This window comes from Pandoraea oxalativorans (assembly GCF_000972785.3).
In the GTDB taxonomy this organism is placed as follows: domain Bacteria; phylum Pseudomonadota; class Gammaproteobacteria; order Burkholderiales; family Burkholderiaceae; genus Pandoraea; species Pandoraea oxalativorans.
The window spans coordinates 5,240,424-5,262,695 of the sequence record NZ_CP011253.3; the positions used below are offsets into that span (position 1 = coordinate 5,240,424).

A 22,272-nucleotide genomic window follows, 5' to 3' on the forward strand; every position below is an offset into this window, starting at 1 on the left:
GGAATGGAGTCAAGCAGACACATCAGTAGCAATACGAAGCGTTTTACGTCAGGCAATCCGGTGGATGCTGACGTAAACACTAAACCAATCGCTTCGAAAACTACAGCACGCGCGCATGCCGATACGCCTAAATTTCAATGCGCATTGAGAACTAACTATTTAAATCATCGAATCCGGTTTTCTTATCGTAATTTTAATTACCGAAATGTTGCTTTCTCGCGCATGTGATGGGCGCGACATCGTCATGCCCACGTCGTGAATCACGTCTTCGCGGTCTCCATGATCCGTGCGTTCCACTGCGGCAGCCACTCAAGTAGAAACTGCGCGAACCCTTCCGCCGCTGGCGAAGGCGCGCGCGACACTGGCCGGTAGACACACACCTGGCGAATCGTCTCGGGCGAGACGACACGACGCATCAGCAATCCGAACGGATGGGCGAGCGCCGCCACATAGCCGGGAGTCAGCGTCGCAGCCAAGCCCTGCGAGGCGACGCCGAGTGCCGTCGTCACGTTATCGACGACATCGATGGAAGCGATACGCGCGTCGGGCGGGGCAGACTGACGCATCTGCGCGACGCTGCGCTCGTGATCGCGCCCGGTGGCGACGAGCGGCGTGTCGCGCAGGTCGGTCCACCGCACGCGCTTGCGGCGCGCGAGCGGATGCTGCGGCGCGCACCACAACACCCACGGGCTATCGAACGCGGGCGTACCGGCCACATGCGCCCCTGTCGCGCGATTCGGACCGATGGCAATGTCGAGATCGCCGTTGGCGACATGATCGATGAGCGCATCGACGGGTGTGTCGACCACACGCACCACGACCTTCGGCCGCGAGGCAGCGTATTCGCGAATCGCCGCAGGCAACGCCATGCTGGCCAGCACCAGCGGTGCACCGACACGCACGATACCGGCCGCTCGGTTGCGCAAGTCGTCGGCCGTTTTCTCGGCCGCCTGCACATAACGCAGCACCGATTCGGCAGACGCCAGAAAGTCGCGCCCGGCGCTGGAGAGCGCGACGCGCCGCGTGGTGCGATCGAAGATGCGAAAGCCGAGCACCGACTCCAGCTCGGCGACCAACTGACTGATGGCGGACGACGTGAGTCCCAGGCGATTACCTGCCTCGGCAAAGCTATGCAATTCGGCAATGGCCACCAGTGCTTCGAACTGGCGCAGCGTGACACGGGTCAGGGGCATGGCGTTTCGATTATCAAGTTTCGCTTACGAATGGACCAGAATCGATTGATTGTTCCGTAAAGGGGCGTCGCCCACAATCGATTTTCAAAATTCCCCCGTGAACCGACGATCGAGACGGAGCGAGCCTGATGTTTTCCCATGTCGACGCCTACCCTGGCGACCCCATCCTCAGCCTGAACGAAGCCTTCGGTCAGGATCCCCGCCAGCACAAGGTCAACCTGTCCATCGGCATCTACTTCGACGACGACGGCCGTCTGCCGGTCATGCAGGCCGTGCGTGACGCCGAGTCCGCCGTTCTCGCCGACATCGGTCCGCGTCCCTATCTGCCGATGGCGGGCACCCCGACGTACCGAGACGCCGTACAGGCTCTCGTCTTCGGCGAGCAGAACGCCGCACGGCGCGAGCAGCGCATCGCCACCTTGCAGACGCTGGGCGGCGGCGGCGCATTGCGCGTCGGGGCCGATTTCCTGAAGCGCTACTTCCCCGAGAGCACCCTCTGGATCAGCGATCCGAGCTGGGACAACCATCGCGTGGTGTTCGAGAGCGCCGGATTCCCGGTGCAGTCGTACCCCTATTACGACGACGCCACCGGCGGACTGCGCTTCGACGCCATGATGGACAAGCTGTCCTCGCTGCCGCCCAAGAGCATCGTGCTGCTGCATGCGTGCTGTCACAACCCGACCGGCGTCGACCTCTCGCAATCGCATTGGGAAGTGCTCGTGCCGGTGTTGCGCGAGCGTGGGCTGATCGCGTTCGTCGACATGGCGTATCAGGGCTTCGGCGACGGGCTCGACGCCGACGCTTTCGCGGTTCGCGCACTCACCGACGCAGGCGTGCCGACGGTCGTCGCCAACTCCTTCTCGAAGAACTTCTCGCTGTATGGCGAGCGCTGCGGCGCGCTGTCGGTGGTCTGCGCCACGGCGGACGAAGCGTCGCGCGTGTTCGGTCAACTGATGGGCACCGTGCGTGCGAACTACAGCAATCCGCCGACGCACGGTGCGCGACTCGTTGCGCAGGTGCTGACGACGCCGTCGCTGCGCAGCGCGTGGCAGACCGAACTCGACGGCATGCGCACGCGCATTGCGTCGATGCGCGAACAGATTCACGCGCGTCTCGCGCCGCACGTGAGCGGCGAGAAGCTGTCGCGTTACATCGCGCAGCGCGGCATGTTCACGTACACGGGCCTGTCGGCCGCGCAGGCGGACGCGCTGCGCGAGACGCACGGTGTCTATGTGCTGCGCTCGGGACGCATGTGCGTCGCGGGCCTGAACACGCGCAACGTCGACACCGTTGCGCACGCCATTGCCCAGGTGCTCACGCAGCGCTGACCGGACATGGCACGGCGCGCATGCTCGCCGCAAAACGCTCAAAAGCATGCTCAACACATAAAACAACGAATGGAGACTTCATGAACACTGCAACGGCTGCCGGTGCCCATATTCGCGGGCACTCGACTTCACACACCTGGCGCGCGGTGATATCGGCGTCGATCGGTAACGCACTCGAATGGTTCGATCTGGTCGTTTACGGCTTTTTCGCCGTCACGATTTCGAAGCTGTTCTTCCCCACGCACGACGACACGACCTCGCTGCTACTCACGCTCGGCACGTTCGGCGTGTCGTTCTTCATGCGGCCGCTGGGCGCGATTGTGATCGGCGTCTATGCGGATCGACGGGGACGTCGTGAAGCGCTGACGCTCACGATCTTGCTGATGATGGCGGGCACGGCGATCATCGCGTTCATGCCGACGTACGAGACCATCGGCTTGCTCGCACCGGCGGGCATTGTGCTGGCACGCATGATTCAGGGCTTCTCGGCGGGCGGCGAGTTCGGCAGCGCCACGGCGTTCCTCGCCGAGCACGCACCGCAACGGCGCGGCTTCTTCGCGAGCTTTCAGGTCGCGAGTCAGGGGCTGACGACACTGCTTGCGGCCGGTTTCGGTGCGGTGCTCACGAGTACGTTGTCGCCGGATCAGATGCAGAGCTGGGGCTGGCGCGTGCCGTTCCTGTTCGGCCTGCTGATCGGCCCGGTGGCGTATTACATTCGCCGTCACGTGAGCGAGACGCCGGAGTTTCTGGAAGCCGAGCCGACGCAAACGCCGCTGCGCGACACGCTGAGTCATCAGAAGATGCGCCTGTTGCTCGCGGTCGGTGCCGTGGTCGTTGCCACCGTCTCGACGTATCTGGTGCTGTACATGCCGACGTATGCGATCAAGCAGTTGGGGTTGCCGGCGTCGGTCGCGTTCGCGGCGACGGTCGCAACGGGGATCGTGCAGATGTTCCTCTCGCCGATTGTCGGGGCGTGGTCGGACCGTGTGGGACGCGCCAGGCCGATGATGATCGCCGCCGCGCTTCTTCTGGTGACGATCTGGCCGATGTTCTGGCTGCTGTCGACGCATCCGAGCTTCGGCGTGATGCTGGCCTTGCAGACGGTCTTGGGCGTATTGATGACGATGTACTTCGCACCGCTCCCGGCGCTGGCCTCGGAGATCTTCCCGGTGAAGACGCGCACGACGGGCCTGTCGCTGTCGTACAACCTGTCGGTGACGTTCTTCGGCGGCTTCGCCCCGTTCATTCTGACCTGGCTGATCACCGCGACGGGCAGCAAACTCGCGCCGAGCTTCTACATGATGGCCGCTGCCGCCGTGGGGCTGATAGCGCTGAGTCAGGTGTATCGCCACACGGGCGTGCGCTGAGCTTGAATGACGGATGAGATAGGAAAAGCTGAAGCACCTCAGAAGGCGCTCAAAGCGCTTTGAGGTGCTTCAGTAGATCGGGTAGGGCAATCTGAATGGTGTCCCAAACGACATCGAGGTTGATGTCGAAATACCCGTGAGCAATGCGATTACGCATACCACGCATGGCACGCCACGGAATATCGGGATGCGACTGCGCGAAGTCACCGTGCTGGTCCATCACCTTGGTCGCGGCTTCGCCGATGATAATCAGACTCATCACAACCGCCTGCTGCGTGCGCTTGTCGCCAACGAAATCCTCTTTTGACAGACCATCGACAAAATCACATGCGTCGGTCGCCGCCTGACGCATGTGATCGAGATAGTCCGGCAACCTCGTCTGAATCATACCGGGCGGGCCTCAGCCAAGACCGACTCCCTGAATTGGGCCGGTAGATCCAGCGGCGTCAGCACATCCACATGAATGCCCAGCATCGACTCCAGTTCGTCCTGCAAACCGCCGAGATCGAACAGTGTGGTGCCTGGCAAGGCATCGACGAGAATATCGAGATCGCTGCCGTCACGATCCGTGCCGTGCAGCACGGACCCGAACACCCGCGGATTCGACGTGCGATGACGCCGCGCAGCTTCACGAACAGCGGTGCAATGACGTTTCAACAGAATGGACGGTCGCATGGCTCACCTCGCTTACCTACGATATCCGTCAATATAACCCATGCACCCGACCGAACAATCGCGTCAGGCCCAGCAGCGCATCGATGTTCGGGGTCGGAACGCTCACGCGTTGACCGATCTCGCGCACCACGCCGACCAGCGCGTCGAGCTCGATGGGGCGATTGGCTTCCACGTCCTGCAACATCGACGTCTTGAACGCCCCCAGCTTTGCCGTCACCTGATGCCGGTCTTCCGGCGACTGGTCGATGGCGCATCCGATCTTCGCACCGATGGCCGCCGCCTCACGCATCGCGGCCGAGCAGAAATCGCGCACCAGCGGGTCGTCGAGCAACCGGTCGATGGTGGCGCCCGTGATCGCCGACACCGGGTTCATCGCCAGATTGCCCCAGAGCTTGTACCAGATATCCAGACGCACGTTCTCCGATGCTTTCGCCTCGAAGCCTGCACGCTCGAGCAACGCCGCCAGACGCTGCACGCGCTCGCTCGCACCGCCCCCCGGCTCGCCGATGATCAGCCCACGCCCCATCTTGTGATCGACCAGCCCCGGTTCCGGCGTCGAAGCACTCGCGTGCACCACGCAACCGATGACGTTCGCCAGCGGAATGGCCGCACCGATCGCACCCATCGGATCGATGCTCGTCAGCGTTGCCGCGCCCCCGTCGAACCCCGGCACGCCCTGACAGAACCACCACGGCACGCCGTTCATGGCCGGTAATACCAGCGTTTGCGGACCCGGCAATGGCACCACCGACGCCGCCACCTGCGCCAGCGCCGGCCCCTTCACCGCGATCACGACCAGATCCTGCTCGCCAAGCTTCGCAGCGTCTTCCAACGGATGCGCCGCCGCCACCGGACCGGTCGCCAGCGTCTCCCCCTGCTTGACCCGCCAGCCCCGCTCGCGCAGTGCGGCCAGCGTCGCGCCACGCGCCAGCGCGCTGACCTGCGCTTCGCCTGTCGCCGCAAGTCGTTGCCCGATCAGTCCACCGATGGCGCCCGCGCCAATGATCGTCACCTTCATCCGTTCACTCCGGTTGATGTGCCGCGAGACGATAGTTCTCCTTGAATCGCTCCGGCACACGTTCGTCAAAACCCAGCGCCACACGGCGCACTTCCGGACTGTCGCCCGGCGGATGGCCCACACCGAGCGCCGCCGCGCGCGGCGCATCGATCTGCACCACCCGACCGCAGAGCCGTCCCAATCCCGTAATCTCGCACTCCACCAAATCGCCCGCGTCCACCGAACGCGAGTGGCACGGCGTGCCCATCAGAATGACGTCGCCCGGCATCAGCGTGATGTGACGCGCAATGTCCGCGATCACGTAATGCGGGCCCCAGATCGTTTCGTCACCGATATGGGCTTCCTGCACCACACGTCCGTTGCGATAGGTGCGCAACGTCTGCTCGAACAGGTTCACGCCTCGCACGATACCCGGTCCGATGGGCAGCAGCGTGTCCGCGCCCTTCACCCGCAGCATCGATCCCTGATCGGTGTCGCGAAAGTCCTGCAAGCCCATGTCCAGCGCCGGGCAGAAGCCTTCGACGTAATCCCATGCTTCGTCCGGCAGCACGTTGCGACACGTGCGCCCGATCACCACCGCATACTCGCTTTCGTAGTTCAGATACCGGCAATCCGCCGGCTTCAGAATCTGGCCGTCATGCCCGTTGAGCGACGTCGTCGGCTTCATGAAGTACGTTGGCGTGTCGGTGGGCTTGGGCTTGTTGCGCGTCTCCATGCTACGCGAGCGATAGGAGATGTGCACGGCGATGATCTTCGACGGGTTCACCGGCGGCAGATGCGTCACCGTTTGCGGATCGACAAGACGTCCGTCGTCGAGCCGCAGCATGCCTTGCGCCTGCCCGGCCTCCTCGACTATCGTGCCCCAGTACGCGCTGCCGCCCAGCAGAACATGGCGACGCTCGACACGGGGCCCACGCATCACTGCAGGCAATTCACGCAGCGGAAATTCGAAATCCATGATGTCGCCCCGTCAGATCGTATCGAACCAGATGTGCACGTTGCCCGTGCCGCGCGCGTTCTCGTAGTCGGACAGCACCGTGCCCGCGCTGCGGCACTCCGCCCCGCCGAGCGCACCGACCATCTGCAGATAGTGCGCCCCGTGCGCTTCCCACGGCCGCTTGCGGTAGTCCGTATCCCAGTCCGCCAGTATCCGGTCGTGACGTCCCTCGCGAAACGCTTCGATGGCGCGCTTGTCGCTCTCGATGTTCTCCGGACGCGACACGTTGCTCTCGTGAAAGATGCGCGGATGATTCGGCTTCCAGTCAAGGCCGTTGAACTTGTGACTCAGCGCGCCGGACGCAAGCATCACCACCCGCAGATCGCTGCGGCGAATCGCCTCGCCGATCACTTCGCCCGATTGCAGGAAGTGCTGCGTCTCGCAGTTCTGGCACGAGCTCACGGTGACGATCGGCCATGCGTCGAGACGCATCTGTTTGATGACGTTGATCGTCGGGTAATGCCGCGCGAGATCCGGATGTTGCACGGCGCGCGCACGCACGCCACGCTCACGCGCTACGCCGTCGATGGCGAGCGCCAGTTCTGGGTGTCCGCGATAGTCGTATGGCACACCGTGCAGATACCAAGGCATCTCGTCCGACGTGTACATGCCCGAGTAGCGCGCGCCGCCGTCGACCAGGTGATAGCCAGTCGTGAACCAGTGCGAATCGAAAATCATGACGACGTCCGGACGCACCGCTTCAATGCGCTCGCGCACTCGCGCGTACCCGGGAATCAGGTCCGAATCCGCCCCCGCGCCCTGCAACACGCGAAACTCCTCACACTGCATCAGGCCGGGGTGATGCGACACCAGCGCCGCGCCAACGATCTGTCCCATGCTGCTCTCCTGTTGTCCTGTAATCTTGTTTTCTTGTTGTCTTGCCGATTGTTTTGACGATGTGACAGCGCGCCCTCAGCGATGGCTGAAGCTCGCCTTGAACGGTTGTTTCGGTACGACGACATCCTTCACGTCGCAGAAGAATTCGAAGCTCCAGTCGCCGCCTTCGCGTCCGACGCCGGAGCGTTTGATGCCACCGAACGGCGCGGCGAGATCGCGAATGCCGAAGCTGTTGATCCAGATGAAGCCCGTGCGCACACGCTCGGCAATCGCGATGGCGTGCGCTTCGTCGCCATAGCAAACGCCGCCCAGCCCGTAGTCGGTGCCGTTGGCCATGGCGACGACTTCGTCGTCGCTCGCGAACGTTTGCAGCGTGAGCACCGGGCCGAAGACTTCCTGCTGCACGATCTCGTCGTGCACGCGCAGATCGGTAAGCAGCGTCGGCGCGAAATACTGCGCACCGAAGTCATGCCGCGTGCCGCCCCACAGCAGGCGGGCGCCGCCCGCGACCGCGCGTTCGACGAACCCCTGCACACGCTCCAGCTGACGCATGTGGATGATCGGTCCGACTTCGGTCGCGGCGTCGCGCGGATCGCCCACGACGAGACGCCCGACCACCTCGCGCAGCTTTTCGACGAACACGGGGGCCACGTCCGCGTGCACGAGCAGACGCGTGCCCGCAAGGCACACCTGCCCGGCGTTGCGGTACATCAGCGCAGCGGTGGCGGCGGCCGCATCGAGATCGGCATCGGCCAGCACGATGAATGCCGACTTGCCGCCGAGTTCGAGGCTGCACGGCACCAGGTTGTCGGCAGCCGTCTTCGCAATCCATTTGGCCGTGGCAACCGAGCCGGTGAACGAGATACGCGCGAGCCTTGCATCGCTGACGAGCGCCGCCCCGGTCTGTGCGCCCGAGCCCTGCAACAGGTTGAAAACCCCCGGCGGCAATCCCGCCTCGTGCGCACAATCCGCGAGCAACGACGACGTGAGCGGTGCCCACTCGGGCGCTTTGAGCACCACCGTGTTACCGGACGCCAACGCCGGGCCGATCTTCCACGTCGCCAGCATCAACGGCGAATTCCACGGCGTGATGATGGCCACGACACCGGCCGGATCGTGACGCACGAGGTGGCGTGCCTGCGGTGTCTCGATCACACGGTCCTGCAGCGTCAGCGCATGCTCGGCAAACCACGTGATGTTTTGCATGGCACGCGGCACGACACCGTGCGCCATACGAGAGCGCAGCACGCCGGCGTCTGCGCTCTCCAGGGTGGCGAACGCGTCGGCGCGTCGACCGATGGCGTCGGCGAAGCGCTGAAGATACGGCTGACGTTGCGCCGCGCTCAGCGCCGCCCATGCGGGAAACGCCAGCGAGGCCGACGTCACCGCCGCATCGACGTGCCCGAGGTTGCCGCTGGCGATGTCGCCCAGTGGCGTCTGATCGATGGGCGAGACGCACTCGAACGTTTCGGCGGACGCCACCCGGCGGCCATCGATGTAGTGGTCCGGCGACACCGACACACCGGCGACGTCAAAACGGGTATCACTCATGCCTTGTCTCCAAACTTCGCGGCGAGCGCGCGGCTCGCGTTGGCCAGCAACGTGGTGTCGATCCCGACCGCGATGAACGTCACCCCGAGGTCGAGGTAGTGTTTCGCCAGCGTCTCGTCGACACTCAGAATGCCCGCCGCTTTGCCCGCGCGACGAATGCGCGCGATGCCGTCTTCGATGGCGCGGCGCACGTCGGGGTGGGTGGCCTGTCCGAGATAGCCCATCGACGCCGCGAGGTCGGCCGGGCCGATGAACACGCCGTGCACGCCATCGACCGCTGCGATCTCGTCGACTTGCGCGAGGGCATCGGCCGTCTCCACCTGAACGAGCAGGCATGTCGTGTCGTTCGCGGCGTGCAGATAGTCCGCATAGCGATTCCAGCGCGACGAGCGCGCCAGTCCGCTGCCGACACCCCGCGTGCCCTGCGGCGGATAGCGCGTGGCGCTCGCAAGATCGCGCGCCATCGCGGCAGACTCGACCATCGGCACGAGCACCGTCGTTGCGCCGATTTCCAGCACTTGCTTGATGAGGGCCGCATCGCCGTGTGGCAGACGTACGACGGGGTGCACCGGATAGGGCGCGACAGCCTGCAACGTCGCCAGCATCGTGCGCAGGTCGTTGGGCGCATGCTCGCCGTCGATCACGAGCCAGTCGAACCCGCTGCCTGCGCACAGTTCGGCAGCGTACGGCGTCGCGAGTCCCATCCACAGGCCGATCTGACGCTCGCCATTGGCAAGCGCCTGACGGAAGGTGTTCGGAGGTGTTTTCATGACAAGGGGCTTCCTGATGTGAGGGGCGCCCCGGAGGCGGCCCATGACCGCATCCGGGTGCGGATGAAGCGTCAGACGAAGCGCACGCCGATGGCGCCGAGCGGGCCGTAGTCGGCATGGAAGACGTCGCCCGCAGCACAGGCCACTGGCCGTGTGAACGAGCCCGCCAGCACGATCTCGCCCGCCTGCAGCCCTTCGTCGAAGGCGCCCAGCTTGTTGGCGAGCCATGCAATGCCATTGCCCGGATGGTTCAGCACGGCCGCGCTCAATCCGGACTCCTCGATTACGCCGTTGCGATACAACAGCGCGCCTGCCCAGCGCAGGTCGATGGCGTCCGGTTTGACAGGGCGTCCGCCGAGAATCACGGCGGCATTCGCCGCGTTGTCGGCAATCGTGTCGAAGACTTTGCGCGGCGCTTTGGTGTCGCGGTCGAACAGCTCGATGCGGCCATCGATCAGTTCCAGCGCGGGCGTCACCCAGGCAGTGGCATCGAGCACGTCGAACAGCGTCACGCCCGGCCCCTTGAGCGGCTTGGCCAGAATGAACGCCAGCTCCACTTCGAGACGCGGCACGATGAAGCGCGACGCCTCCAGCGTTGCGCCGTCGGCGACCAGCATGTCGTCGAGCAGCGTGCCGTGATCGGGTTCGGTGATCTGGGCGGCGACCTGCATGGCACGCGACGTCAGCCCAATCTTGTGCCCGATCACGCGACGACCCTCGGCGAACTTCAACGCAAGCCACGCCTGCGAAATCGCATAGCTGTCGGCAATCGTCATCTCGGGATAACGGCGGGAGAACTGCATCACCGGCGTGCGGCTTCGCTCAGCGTCGTGCAGTTCGCGGGCAAGGGCCTGATGGGTCGAGGCGTCGAGCTTCGGCATCGCGGGGGGTCTCCGTTACCGGCATCGTCACCGGCGGCGGGCGATGCAGGCTTGTCGTGGGTTTGACGTTGAATAAGCCCCTATTCTTGCGGTCCCGCGCGCCACGAACAATCAATCGATTTTGGGCGATTGATAAGTAAAACTGGATAATCCGATGCCGCCTGAAACCCCGTCGGTCGTACGGTTGTGGTACCGGAGCCACAGTCTCAACCGTCCATTGAAGCAAAGACGACGGCACCCATCAAAAATGAGAGTGATTTGCATTTATAATTCGCGTCGCTTTATTACAACGTCTTACTTATAACCATCCGCACGCCGCAGATGTGCCTTGCCGTCACGCGCACATCCCTCAGCGGCCTCGCTCGCTACCGCCAGAAGTTACGAAGGTCTGCCAAGATGAAGATGTCCGCAAGTCGCCACGCCGCTGTTCCTGCCGCCGCCGTTCCCTCCCATCGTCTGCAACGCCTGCCCCGCGCGACCGCCTGCGCCGCCGCCTTGCTGATGGCCACGCTCGGTGCCGCGCACGCGCAACAAGCCACGTCGGGGGCCGAAGCCCGCGCCGACGTCGAACTCGGCGCGGTGAACGTTTCCGGCGACTGGCTGGGCACCGGCCTCGACAACAGCGCGAAGACTTTCCCGGGCGCGCGCACGGTGGTGAAAAAGGAGCAGATCGACGCTTCGGGCGCCGCGAGCATCGGCGACGTTCTGCGCCGCATTCCCGGTGTTCAGGCCACGGACAACTCCAGCTCGGCAGGCAGCGCCATCTCGCTGAACATCGGCGTGCGCGGTCTCGCGGGCCGTTTCAGCCCGCGCTCGACCGTGCTGCTCGACGGCATTCCGCTCGCTGTCGCGCCGTACGGCCAACCGCAGTTGTCGTTCGCGCCTGTCAGCCTGTTCAACATCGAGAGCATCGACGTCGTGCGTAGCGGGGGTGCCGTGCGCTACGGTCCGCAGAACGTCGGTGGCGTGATCAACTTCAAGACACGTTCGATCCCAAGCACGCCGGGTCTCACGGCCGACGCCACGGTGCGTGAAAACATGTACACCACCGGAGGCGGAGCCAACACGCAGTACGGCCTCTTCCTCGGCACCCAGATGGACAATGGTCTGGGTCTCGCGCTGCTGTACTCGGGCATGGTCGGCCGCGACTGGCGCAAGGGCAGCGACGAGCACGTGAACGATCTCGCGCTGAAGTGGCGCTACGACATCACGCCGAGCCAGCAGGTGTACGGCAAGATCTCGTACTTCGACGCGAAGTCGATGACCCCGGGCGGGCTGACGGCCGCACAGTACAACGCCGATCCGTTCCAGAACACGCGCCCGACCGACTACTGGAGCGGCAATCGCACCGGCCTCGACTTCGGCTACCTGAACACGATCTCGGACACGCAGGAATTCGAGATCCGCACGTTCTACAACGAGAGCTATCGTCAAAGCACGCTGACGAACCTCTCGGTCCTGCCGCTGGTGCAGATTCACCAGCCGCGCAACTATCAGACCTTCGGCATCGAACCGCGCTTCACCCAGCGTCTGTTCTTCGGTCCCACGGCGCATGACGTCACCGTCGGCTACCGTTTCATCCGCGAGCGTGGCGACGACAACAACTTCCAGACGACGCTGTCCAATGGCAAGACGTCCGCCACGACCACGTTCTACAACTACACCAGCGCCAACGCGTTCTACATCGACGACCGTATGGCGTGGGGCAACTGGCGCTTCACGCCGGGCCTGCGCTACGAAATGATCGCGTCGCAGCGCGTGGACAAAGCCTCGGGCAGCACCTTCCGCACGGACAACAACAAGCCGCTGCCGTCGGTGAACCTGTCGTATCTGGTGAACAGTGCGTGGACGATCTTCGCGGACTACAGCACGTCGTTCGGCCCGGTGCAGAACACGCAGTTGAATTCGATGTCGGCGTCGAACCCGCTGGAGCCGGAACTGGCCCGCACGTATGAAATCGGCACGCGCTGGACGGACAGTCGCTGGAAGGCAGAATTGACGGCCTTCCGAATGAAGTTCGACAACCAGATTCTGCAAGTGCCTGGCGTGAGTCCCGCGACGTTCCAGAACATCGGCGCGACGAATCACGACGGTGTCGAAACCGCCATCGATTACACGTTCGATCGCGACAGCGCGCTGCGCGGCTTGAATCTGTACGCGAACTTTACGTATGTGCGTGCGATCCAGAAGTCGGGCACGACGGCCGGTCTCGACGTGCCGTTCTACTCGCGCTTCACCGACACGCTCGGCGCGCGCTACACGATCGGTCAGTGGACGTTCAACGTCTCCACCACGCACCAAAGCTCGCAGTACTCGGATCTCGCGAACACCGATGCGCCGTCGGCCGACGGCCTGAACGGCAAGGTGCCGGGCTACCGTGTGTGGAACCTGCAAGCGCTGTATAAGCTGCCGTTCTACAAGAACGCGGATATCACCGTGGGTCTGAACAATGTGTTCGACAAGCGCTTCTACACGCGTAACACCGACCAGAACGGCGGCATCATGGTCGGCGCACCGCGCATGGTCTACGTGCAAGGGCACTTCGGGTTCTGATCGACGTTCCCTGACGCTGACATGAAGCCCCACCCTCGATTCGACGGCGGGGCTTTTTCATTACAGCACCCTCGGCTTCTTCCGCTTTCTTTGCTCGTCGCCGGGCAGGTAATCGGGATCGTCTTCGTCGTCCTCGATATCCGACACGTTATCCCGGTCCGACGCCTCTTCGTCCGACGCGCCCTGCTCTTCGATCTCGTCGAAGCGTCGCTTCCGGTTAAGACTGGTCTGAATCCTATTCGATATCGCAATCGTCACGCGATGCTGAAGTGCCACCGCGTCGGCATAGCGCTTGGGCTTTGTCGACGGCGTCGCGCGCACCCGCTTCTTCTTGTTCTTCTTGCCCTTCTTCTCTGGCGCCTCTTCCTCCTTCCTGCGCTTCCTGTCGGACGCGACGAAGGCGTCCATCTCCAGGCCCAGATCGGGCGGCAGCCATGACGGTCGGTGCGACGCAAACGCCAACATCTCCTGCTCGACCCACAAGTCGTCGTCTTCCACGTCCTGCCGAGCGCTGAGCGTCTTTTCCTCCTTCTCGACTTCCGATAGGCGTTGCGGCATGGTGCCGCCCGCCAACGTGCCGATGAAGCTGCGAGCACCGCCCATGTCCGTCACGGGCGTGGGACTCGGCAACCAGTCGTCTTCCTCCTCTTCTTCCGGCTGATAGCTGGCGAACTGGTTTTCCCAATCCGCGCGCGACGTGGTCTGGTCCTTGTCCTGATCGAACAACCGAAGCGGCCTGTCGCCATATCCCGCACGACGAAGAATCAGATATGCATACGCGCGACTCACGCGCCCGTTGGTATCGTGCAGCGGATGCAGCACACTGATCTGCTGCTGAACACGCGCTGCCAGCCGGGCGATGTCGTTTTCCTTTTCCTTCGCCGGATCGATCCGGCGAGGTCCTTTGGGTTTGGGTTTAGGTTTCGAAGCAAGAATGTCGTCGAACTCGCGCTTGCTCCGCGCAAGCAGCTCGCCGAGTGCCGATGCCTTGTCTTCTTGCTGGTAACTCACATTGAACAGGCCTTTGTTGCCTCTACCCTTTACGCTCGTCACCGAGAGACCGTGTCCGGCCAGCGTCTTCTTCTCCGGCGACGTCAGTCTCACCGGTGCGCCCCAGAATGACGGCTCGTCGTCCTGCGTGATGAACTCGACTTCGCTGCGGGTCTCGCCTGCCAGGCGCGCGGCCACCGTACGGAATCCGTCGATCGACCAGATATCGATGCCATTGTCGGTAATGACGTCGTGCCATGCCTGCGCAGTCTTCTTCCCGTACGGGAACGCAAAGCTGGCGTCGCGCTGCCCCTCCACGGAGCCGCCCGTGCTGTTGGAGATGAACCACGACTGCGTGCGCTGATCGAGGTCCACGTCACCGAGCCGTGTCAGCCACCGGTCGTTGCTGTTGAGCAGCGCTTCCTGACTTTGCTTGACGGCATCGATCTGCGATGTCGACTCGCCTTGCTCGACCATCGTCACGAGCCGCGTGACGCCCGCGCCGTAGTTGCCCTCCTCAACGGTGAGCACCTTGAACGTCGCACTCGCCCGGAAGACGACCTCCCGTTGCCCGTGCCCGATATCCGGTGCGACGGGGCTGATCGGAATGCCGTTCATGCCCTTGGCGTAAATACGATAGCGATCCATCCGGTCGCCTTTCTTCTTCATGCCGCCCTTCGAGAACGCGACCGTGCCGCCAGCGGATTCGCTTGCGCTCAGCGGCGTTCCCTGACTGAACAGCCTGCCCGGCTGGAGCGAATCGTTTCTCGGATAGGCGGCGTAAAGGGTGCCTTCGATGGGCGCAATCCGTGCGAGCGTCGAATCCAGCAACGCGATGTCGTCGCCTGCGTGTCCCGAGTCGTGGCTCTTAGCCGAGAGACCGATGTCCATGCCCACATTGTTCTTCTGCACCCCGGTAGCTGGCGACGCCCACTTGGTGAGAACGTCCAGCGCATTCCTGTCGCGCCGCGCATCCAGATGCCTGTAAAGCTGGTCGCTTCGCTGACGCAGGAACGGGTGGTCCTCGACCAACTCGCGCCTTTCGGTCCAGTCGATGGACGACACCTGACTGAATTTCGGCGGTTTGTACGGGTCGGCATCGAGTGCCTTCCCGCTTCGGATGTCGACGATCGTCTGAAGGTATTCACCGTTATCGGGCAGCCCTGCCTCCGTGCCCACGGCACGGGCGTCCCCCCGCAACGCGGCGAGATGACTGTAAAGCGCGATGAGGTAGTCGTTCGTGGCGTCCGATGTGTGGGCGACGAGTTTCTTCAGCTCGCGCATCAGCAATTTCGGATTGTTCCGGTTGAGCAGTAGCACGCCCTTCTGTTCCGGCTCCAGGTTGTCCCACGTCGTGAAGTCGACAGTGGACAAATGCTCCTCGAATTCACCGGGTTCCTCAGGGTTCCAGGGCTGCTGCGCCTGGGCCGACTCCTCTTTCGCGGGTGGAAAAATCGTCTGATAGTGGCTGCTGATGGCAGCTTGATGTTTGCCGACGTCAAAGCGCGACGTCATCGGAATGGCGCGGGCCGCCTCATCGAGCAGACCGACGTCGTTCTCAGGGTATTGCGGCAGAACGGGCGCTTTGGCCCCCCGGCGTCTCGGTGGCTTGGGCTGGAACGGCGCCAGCATGGCCCAGGCCAGTTCGATGTTGTCCGGCAATGTGACGTGCTCTGCGGATTTTTCCGCCGCGATCCACGTCCGCCGAATCTGGTCGAACGACAGGTGGCTGACGTGCATGAGCTTCGTCAGATACGCGTCCTTGGTGTACTGCCGCTCGACGTCGGCCGAGAAGTCGATGACACGCTGGATGGGGGCCGATGACGACGGCGTTGCGGTGGGTGGCGGCGGTGACGCCAGCGCTTGCTGCTGGGCCACCGCGCGGGTGCGCGGACTGGCGTCGATGGTGGTGCGCAACTGCGCGTGGGCACGGCTGGTCGGGCGATTATCGACGAGCGCGGGCGTGGAGGCGGATACAGCGGATATAGCGGATATGGCGGATATGGCGGATGCATCACCGACGACCCGCACGCCCTCCTGGCGCGCACTCACCGCTTGCCTTCGTGCCTTCGCCCCCTCGCTCATCGCTGCCCCGTGTCATTCGTGCATTTATCGAACAACGTCTTCTGTGCTGCGCGTGCCTTCGTCATGCGGCTCGCCCTTTTAACGGGGCGAGCGGGACTGCTCGGTGCTTGCTGCGTGCCTATTTCCTACTTACTTCGTGCGGCCGTAGTCGTCCTGGAATCGGACGATATCGTCTTCGCCCAGATACGCGCCGGACTGCACTTCGATCAGTTCGAGCGGCACGCGGCCGGGGTTTTCCAGACGGTGTGTCGTGCCCAGCGGAATGTACGTCGACTGGTTTTCGGTCAACAGCGTCGTCGTGTCGCCGTTCACCACACGCGCCGTGCCCTTCACCACGATCCAGTGCTCGGAGCGGTGGAAGTGCATCTGCAGGCTCAGCGAAGCGCCCGGCTTCACGACGATCTTCTTCACCTGGAAGCGGTCGCCCACGCAAATGCCTTCGTAGTCGCCCCACGGCCGAAACACGCGCTGATGGAATACCGACTCCGAGCGGCCTTCGGCGATCAGTGTCTCGACCACGCGCTTGACGTCCTGCACGTGATCCTTCGACGTGACCAGCACGACATCCGGCGTTTCCACGATCACAAGATTCTCGACACCGATGGCCGCGACCATGCGGCTCTCGCCACGCACATAGCTGTTCTTCACACCATGCGTCACGACATCGCCGATCAGGCTGTTGCCGTTCTCGTCACGCTCGGCAATCTCCGCGACCGCCGACCACGAACCGATGTCGTTCCATCCCAGACCGTCGGCATCGACCACGGCGGCGCGCCGGGCCTTCTCCATGACGGCGTAGTCGATGGAATCCGACGGGCAGGCTTCGAGGCTCGCCTTGTCCAGACGGAAGAAGTCGATATCCACCGCGCCCTGCTCCACTGCCGCCCTCACCTGCTTGAGCATCGCCGGGGCGAGGCGTTCGAGTTCGTCGAGATAGGCCGACGCCTTGAACATGAACATGCCACTGTTCCAGTAGCAGTCACCAGCGGCGATGAGTGCCGCGGCCTTGTCGGCGTCCGGCTTCTCGACGAACTGGTCGATGTTGAACCCGCTCGCGCACACTTGCGTGGCTGCGCCGCGGCGAATGTAACCGTAGCCGGTATGGGCGGACGTCGGCGGAATGCCGAAGGTGACGAGATAGCCGTCGTCGGCCAGCGTTCTGGCCGCGCGCACCGCTTCGAGGAACCTGGCCTCGTTGGCGATGGCGTGATCGGAAGGCAGCACGAGCAGCGTGGCGTCGGCGTCCTGGCGCAGGGCAACCAGCGCCGCCGCCGCGACCGCAGGTGCGGTGTTGCGTGCCACGGGTTCGAGCACGATAGCGCCGGCCGTCGTGTCGATCGCGCGCAACTGCTCGGCCACGAGGAATCGCTGTTCGTTGTTGGAGATGATCAGCGGTGCGGCCACGCCGTCGAGCGCACCGACCCGCTTGACCGTCTGCTGGAGCAATGTGTCCGAACCGGCGAGCGCGAGATATTGCTTTGGATAGCTGGCTCGCGACAAAGGCCACAAACGTGTACCACTACCGCCGCACAGAATTACAGGAGTTATCGCCATATTCCGGTTCGTAGAAAGTTACGCCACATCGCTTGGGGAAGCGAAAATTATATCGTCATTTCAAACACTTAAAACGACATTGCGATGACGGAAGTTTGCCTCGGATCGACGTCGGGGGCACGTTTTACCGTCGCGCAAAAGAAAAGCGGCACCCCGCAAAGGGTGCCGCTTTCATACAGCGATACAGAGCGATACAGCGCAGTGCCAGATCGGCGGTGCCGGCTTGCGCCAGCGCCGCCCGCGTCCGGCTTACTCTGCCGTCGGCTCTTCCACCGAAGTGGGGATCGGGGCAAACGCCTCTTCCAGAGCGATCTGGTCGTGACGCTCGCGATCCGACGATTCGCGGGCCTTGCGGGCCTTGTGATACGCCAGACCCGTACCTGCCGGGATCAGACGGCCAACGATGACGTTTTCCTTCAAGCCACGCAGGTCGTCCTTCTTGCCCATGATGGCGGCTTCGGTCAGCACGCGCGTCGTTTCCTGGAACGATGCAGCCGAGATGAACGAATCCGTCGACAGCGACGCCTTCGTAATACCCAGCAGCACATTCTCGTACTGCGCCGGACGCTTGTCCGCGGCGTTCATGGCGTCGTTCTCGTAGAGCATGTCCGAACGCTCGACCTGTTCGCCGATGATGAAGCGCGTATCGCCGTTGTCGGTGATCTGCACACGACGCAGCATCTGGCGAACGATCACCTCGATGTGCTTGTCGTTAATCTTCACACCCTGCAAGCGGTACACGTCCTGCACTTCATCGACGATGTAGCGCGACAGCGCTTCGATACCCTGCAGACGCAGGATGTCGTGCGGGTCGGCCGGGCCGTCCACGATCATTTCGCCCTTGTTCACCACCTGACCGTCGTGCACCAGCACCTGCTTTTCCTTCGGAATCAGGAATTCGTGCTGGTTGCCGTCCAGATCGGTAATGACCAGACGCTGCTTGCCCTTCGTGTCCTTACCGAACGACGTCGTACCCGTGACTTCGGCCAGAATGCCGGCGTCCTTCGGTGCACGTGCTTCGAACAGTTCGGCCACGCGCGGCAGACCCCCGGTAATGTCGCGCGTCTTCTGCGCTTCAGTCGGGATACGTGCGAGCACTTCGCCCACCGGCACTTGCTGACCATCCTTGATGGTGATCAGTGCGCCGACCTGGAAGCCGATCGTCACCGGGTGATCCGTACCCGGGATCTTCACTTCCACGCCGTTCTCGTCGAGCAGCTTGACCTGCGGACGCACGTTCTTCGACGCCGGACCACGACGCTTCGGATCGATCACGACCAGCGTGGACAGACCCGTCACATCGTCGATCTGCTTGGCAACCGTGACACCTTCCTCGACGTTCTCGAACTTGGCGAAACCGCCGTGCTCGGTAATGATCGGGCGCGTCAGCGGATCCCACGTCGCCAGTTGGGCACCGGCCTTGACCTGTGCGCCATCCAGTTGCAGCAGCGTGGCGCCGTACGGCACCTTGTGACGCTCGCGCTCACGACCGTGATCGTCCGTGATCAGGACTTCACCCGAACGCGAGATCGCGATCTGCTCGCCGCGGCCGTTCGTCACGTAACGCATGGTCGCCGTGAAGCGGACCGTACCGTTCGACTTGGCTTCGATCGACGAGGCCACTGCTGCACGCGACGCCGCACCACCGATGTGGAACGTACGCATCGTCAGCTGCGTGCCCGGTTCACCGATCGACTGTGCTGCGATCACGCCGACGGCTTCGCCGACGTTCACACGCGTACCACGGCCCAGATCGCGGCCATAGCAAGCTGCGCACAGACCGAAACGCGTATCGCAGGTCAGCGGCGTGCGCACGCGCACTTCGTCGACACCCAGCGACTCGATCATTTCGACAACGTCTTCGTCGAGCAGCGTGCCGGCTTCGAACACCGTTTCTTGCGTTTCCGGATTCACGACGTCGGCCACAGCCACACGACCCAGGATACGGTCACGCAGGGCTTCGACCACTTCACCGCCCTCGACCAGCGCCTTCATCGCCACGCCGTTGCTCGTGCCGCAATCGTCTTCGACCACGACCAGATCCTGCGTCACGTCGACCAGACGACGCGTCAGGTAACCCGAGTTTGCCGTCTTCAGTGCCGTATCGGCCAGACCCTTACGTGCACCGTGGGTCGAGATGAAGTACTGCAACACGTTCAGGCCTTCGCGGAAGTTCGCGGTAATCGGCGTCTCGATAATCGAGCCGTCCGGCTTGGCCATCAGGCCACGCATACCGGCGAGCTGGCGAATCTGGGCGCTCGAACCGCGAGCACCGGAGTCGGCCATCATGTAGATCGAGTTGAACGACTCCTGATCCACGACGTTGCCATCGCGGTCGGTGGTCTTTTCCTTCGAGAGCTGCTCCATCATCGCCTTACCCACGGCGTCACCGGTAGCACCCCAAATGTCCACGACGTTGTTGTAACGCTCTTGCGCCGTGACCAGACCCGACATGTACTGACGGTCGTATTCCTTGACCTTCTTCGACGCTTCGCCGATCAGCTCTTCCTTCTTCGTCGGCACGAGCATGTCGTCGACGCAGATCGAGATACCGGCACGCGTAGCGAGCTTGAAGCCCGACTGCATCAGCTTGTCGACGAAGATCACCGTCTCGCGCAGACCGCAACGGCGGAATGCCGTGTTGATCAGCTTCGAGATTTCCTTCTTCTTGAGCGACTTGTTCAGCACCGAGAACGGCAGGCCCGGCGGCAGAATTTCCGACAGGATCGCGCGGCCGACGGTCGTCGGGTACAGCGTGATCTTCGGCGTCTTCTCGCCCGTTTCCGCGTCGACCGTGTACTCCGTGATACGCACGTTCACGCGCGAAGCCAATTCGACTTCCTTGTTGTCGTACGCACGCAGCACTTCGGACACGTCGATGAACGACAGGCCTTCGCCCTTTCCATTGATCTTGTCGCGCGTCGCGTAGTACAGACCCAGCACGATATCCTGCGACGGCACGATCGACGGATCGCCGTTAGCCGGGAACAACACGTTGTTCGAGGCCAGCATCAGGGTACGCGCTTCCATCTGCGCTTCGAGCGACAGCGGCACGTGAACAGCCATCTGGTCACCGTCGAAGTCGGCGTTGAACGCCGCGCAAACCAGCGGGTGAAGCTGAATTGCCTTGCCTTCGATCAGCACCGGCTCGAACGCCTGAATACCCAGGCGGTGCAGCGTCGGTGCGCGGTTCAGCATGATCGGATGTTCGCGGATCACCTCTTCGAGGATGTCCCACACCACCGCCGTCTGGTTCTCGACTTCCTTCTTCGCGGCCTTGATGGTCGTGGCCACGCCCATCACTTCCAGCTTGTGGAAGATGAACGGCTTGAAGAGTTCGAGCGCCATCAGCTTCGGCAGACCGCACTGATGCAGCTTGAGCGTCGGGCCCACGGTAATCACCGAACGGCCCGAGTAGTCGACGCGCTTACCCAGCAGGTTCTGACGGAAACGACCGCTCTTGCCCTTGATCATGTCGGCCAGCGACTTGAGCGGGCGCTTGTTCGCACCGGTCATCGCCTTACCGCGACGACCGTTGTCGAGCAGCGAGTCCACGGACTCTTGCAGCATGCGCTTTTCGTTGCGCACGATGATGTCCGGGGCCTTGAGCTCGAGCAGACGCTTCAGACGGTTGTTACGGTTGATGACGCGGCGATACAGATCGTTCAGGTCCGAGGTCGCGAAGCGGCCACCGTCGAGCGGCACCAGCGGGCGCAGTTCGGGCGGGAGCACCGGCAGGACTTCGAGCACCATCCACTCGGGCTTGATGCCCGAGCGCTGGAATGCCTCGAGAACCTTCAGGCGCTTGGCGTACTTCTTGATCTTGGCTTCCGAGCCCGTGGCTTGCAGCTCGGCGCGCAGATGCTCGACCTGTGCGTCGATGTCGATCGAGCGCAGCAGTTCGCGCACGCCTTCCGCACCCATCTCGGCACGGAATTCGTCGCCGTATTCCTCGACCTTGTTGTAGTAATCCTCCTCGGTCATGATCTGGCAACGCTTGAGCGGCGTCATGCCCGGTTCGAGCACCACGTACGCTTCGAAGTACAGCACGCGTTCGATGTCGCGCAGCGTCATGTCGAGCACCATGCCCAGACGCGACGGGAGCGACTTCAGGAACCAGATGTGTGCGACCGGCGAAGCCAGTTCGATGTGGCCCATGCGCTCACGGCGCACCTTGGCCAGCGTCACTTCAACGCCGCACTTCTCGCAGATCACGCCACGGTGCTTCAGGCGCTTGTACTTGCCGCAAAGGCACTCGTAGTCCTTGATCGGACCGAAGATCTTGGCGCAGAACAGACCGTCGCGCTCGGGCTTGAAGGTCCGGTAGTTGATCGTCTCCGGCTTCTTCACTTCACCGAACGACCACGAGCGGATCTTGTCCGGCGAAGCCAGACCGATCTTGATCGCGTCGAACTGTTCGTCCTGCTGGACTTGCTTGAATAGATCGAGCAAAGCTTTCATTGCTTTCTCCTG

At 63.1% G+C, this 22,272-nt stretch carries 15 protein-coding genes; 3 read left to right on the plus strand and 12 right to left on the minus strand.

Annotation, left to right across the window (positions count from 1 at the left end; genetic code table 11):
- Positions 1–260: 260 nt before the first annotated feature.
- Positions 261–1,193 (minus strand): LysR family transcriptional regulator, encoded by a 933-nt coding sequence (locus MB84_RS23200; protein ID WP_046290045.1) that lies wholly within the window; start codon positions 1,191–1,193, stop codon positions 261–263.
- 128 nt (positions 1,194–1,321) lie between these two features.
- Between MB84_RS23200 and MB84_RS23205 the strand changes: the two genes are divergently transcribed.
- Entirely contained in the window at positions 1,322–2,521 is a 1,200-nt protein-coding gene (locus MB84_RS23205) for an amino acid aminotransferase (protein ID WP_046290046.1), read from the plus strand.
- 80 nt (positions 2,522–2,601) lie between these two features.
- Positions 2,602–3,888, plus strand: a complete 1,287-nt coding sequence (locus MB84_RS23210) for an MFS transporter (RefSeq protein WP_046290047.1) — start codon at positions 2,602–2,604, stop codon at positions 3,886–3,888.
- 49 nt (positions 3,889–3,937) lie between these two features.
- Here the strand turns inward: MB84_RS23210 and MB84_RS23215 are convergent, their stop codons facing one another.
- The 8 genes from MB84_RS23215 to hpaH all read right to left on the minus strand — a co-directional run bounded on the left by MB84_RS23215 (position 3,938) and on the right by hpaH (position 10,617).
- Positions 3,938–4,276: a HepT-like ribonuclease domain-containing protein gene (locus tag MB84_RS23215; RefSeq protein WP_046290048.1), complete on the minus strand. Its 339-nt coding sequence runs from the start codon at positions 4,274–4,276 to the stop codon at positions 3,938–3,940.
- A complete protein-coding gene (locus MB84_RS23220) occupies positions 4,273–4,563 on the minus strand; it encodes a nucleotidyltransferase family protein (protein ID WP_046290049.1) in 291 nt (96 codons plus the stop codon). The genes MB84_RS23215 and MB84_RS23220 overlap by 4 nt, the downstream gene beginning before the upstream one ends.
- 28 nt (positions 4,564–4,591) lie before the next feature.
- Positions 4,592–5,581, minus strand: coding sequence for a 2-dehydropantoate 2-reductase (locus MB84_RS23225; RefSeq protein ID WP_046290050.1), 990 nt, complete (start codon positions 5,579–5,581; stop codon positions 4,592–4,594).
- A gap of 4 nt (positions 5,582–5,585) precedes the next feature.
- Positions 5,586–6,539, minus strand: coding sequence for a fumarylacetoacetate hydrolase family protein (locus MB84_RS23230; protein ID WP_046290051.1), 954 nt, complete (start codon positions 6,537–6,539; stop codon positions 5,586–5,588).
- Positions 6,540–6,551: 12 nt separating this feature from the next.
- Positions 6,552–7,415, minus strand: a complete 864-nt coding sequence (locus tag MB84_RS23235) for a DODA-type extradiol aromatic ring-opening family dioxygenase (protein WP_046290052.1) — start codon at positions 7,413–7,415, stop codon at positions 6,552–6,554.
- Between the two features lie 75 nt (positions 7,416–7,490).
- Entirely contained in the window at positions 7,491–8,966 is a 1,476-nt protein-coding gene (locus MB84_RS23240; RefSeq protein WP_046290053.1) for an aldehyde dehydrogenase family protein, read from the minus strand.
- A complete protein-coding gene (gene hpaI / locus MB84_RS23245; RefSeq protein WP_046290054.1) occupies positions 8,963–9,736 on the minus strand; it encodes a 4-hydroxy-2-oxoheptanedioate aldolase in 774 nt (257 codons plus the stop codon). Before hpaI ends, MB84_RS23240 begins: the two co-directional genes overlap by 4 nt.
- Positions 9,737–9,807: 71 nt before the next feature.
- Positions 9,808–10,617, minus strand: a complete 810-nt coding sequence (hpaH, locus tag MB84_RS23250) for a 2-oxo-hept-4-ene-1,7-dioate hydratase (protein ID WP_046290055.1) — start codon at positions 10,615–10,617, stop codon at positions 9,808–9,810.
- A 396-nt stretch (positions 10,618–11,013) separates the two neighbouring features.
- Here hpaH and MB84_RS23255 point away from each other — a divergent pair, with 396 nt between their 5' ends.
- Positions 11,014–13,170: a TonB-dependent receptor family protein gene (locus MB84_RS23255; protein ID WP_046290056.1), complete on the plus strand. Its 2,157-nt coding sequence runs from the start codon at positions 11,014–11,016 to the stop codon at positions 13,168–13,170.
- A gap of 60 nt (positions 13,171–13,230) precedes the next feature.
- Here the strand turns inward: MB84_RS23255 and MB84_RS23260 are convergent, their stop codons facing one another.
- The 3 genes from MB84_RS23260 to rpoC all read right to left on the minus strand — a co-directional run bounded on the left by MB84_RS23260 (position 13,231) and on the right by rpoC (position 22,260).
- Entirely contained in the window at positions 13,231–16,077 is a 2,847-nt protein-coding gene (locus MB84_RS23260) for a Fic family protein (RefSeq protein ID WP_046290057.1), read from the minus strand.
- Between the two features lie 297 nt (positions 16,078–16,374).
- A complete protein-coding gene (locus MB84_RS23265; RefSeq protein ID WP_046290058.1) occupies positions 16,375–17,799 on the minus strand; it encodes a mannose-1-phosphate guanylyltransferase/mannose-6-phosphate isomerase in 1,425 nt (474 codons plus the stop codon).
- A gap of 249 nt (positions 17,800–18,048) precedes the next feature.
- Complete coding sequence (rpoC, locus tag MB84_RS23270; RefSeq protein ID WP_046290059.1) at positions 18,049–22,260, minus strand: DNA-directed RNA polymerase subunit beta'; 4,212 nt, start codon at positions 22,258–22,260, stop codon at positions 18,049–18,051.
- Positions 22,261–22,272 lie beyond the last annotated feature (12 nt).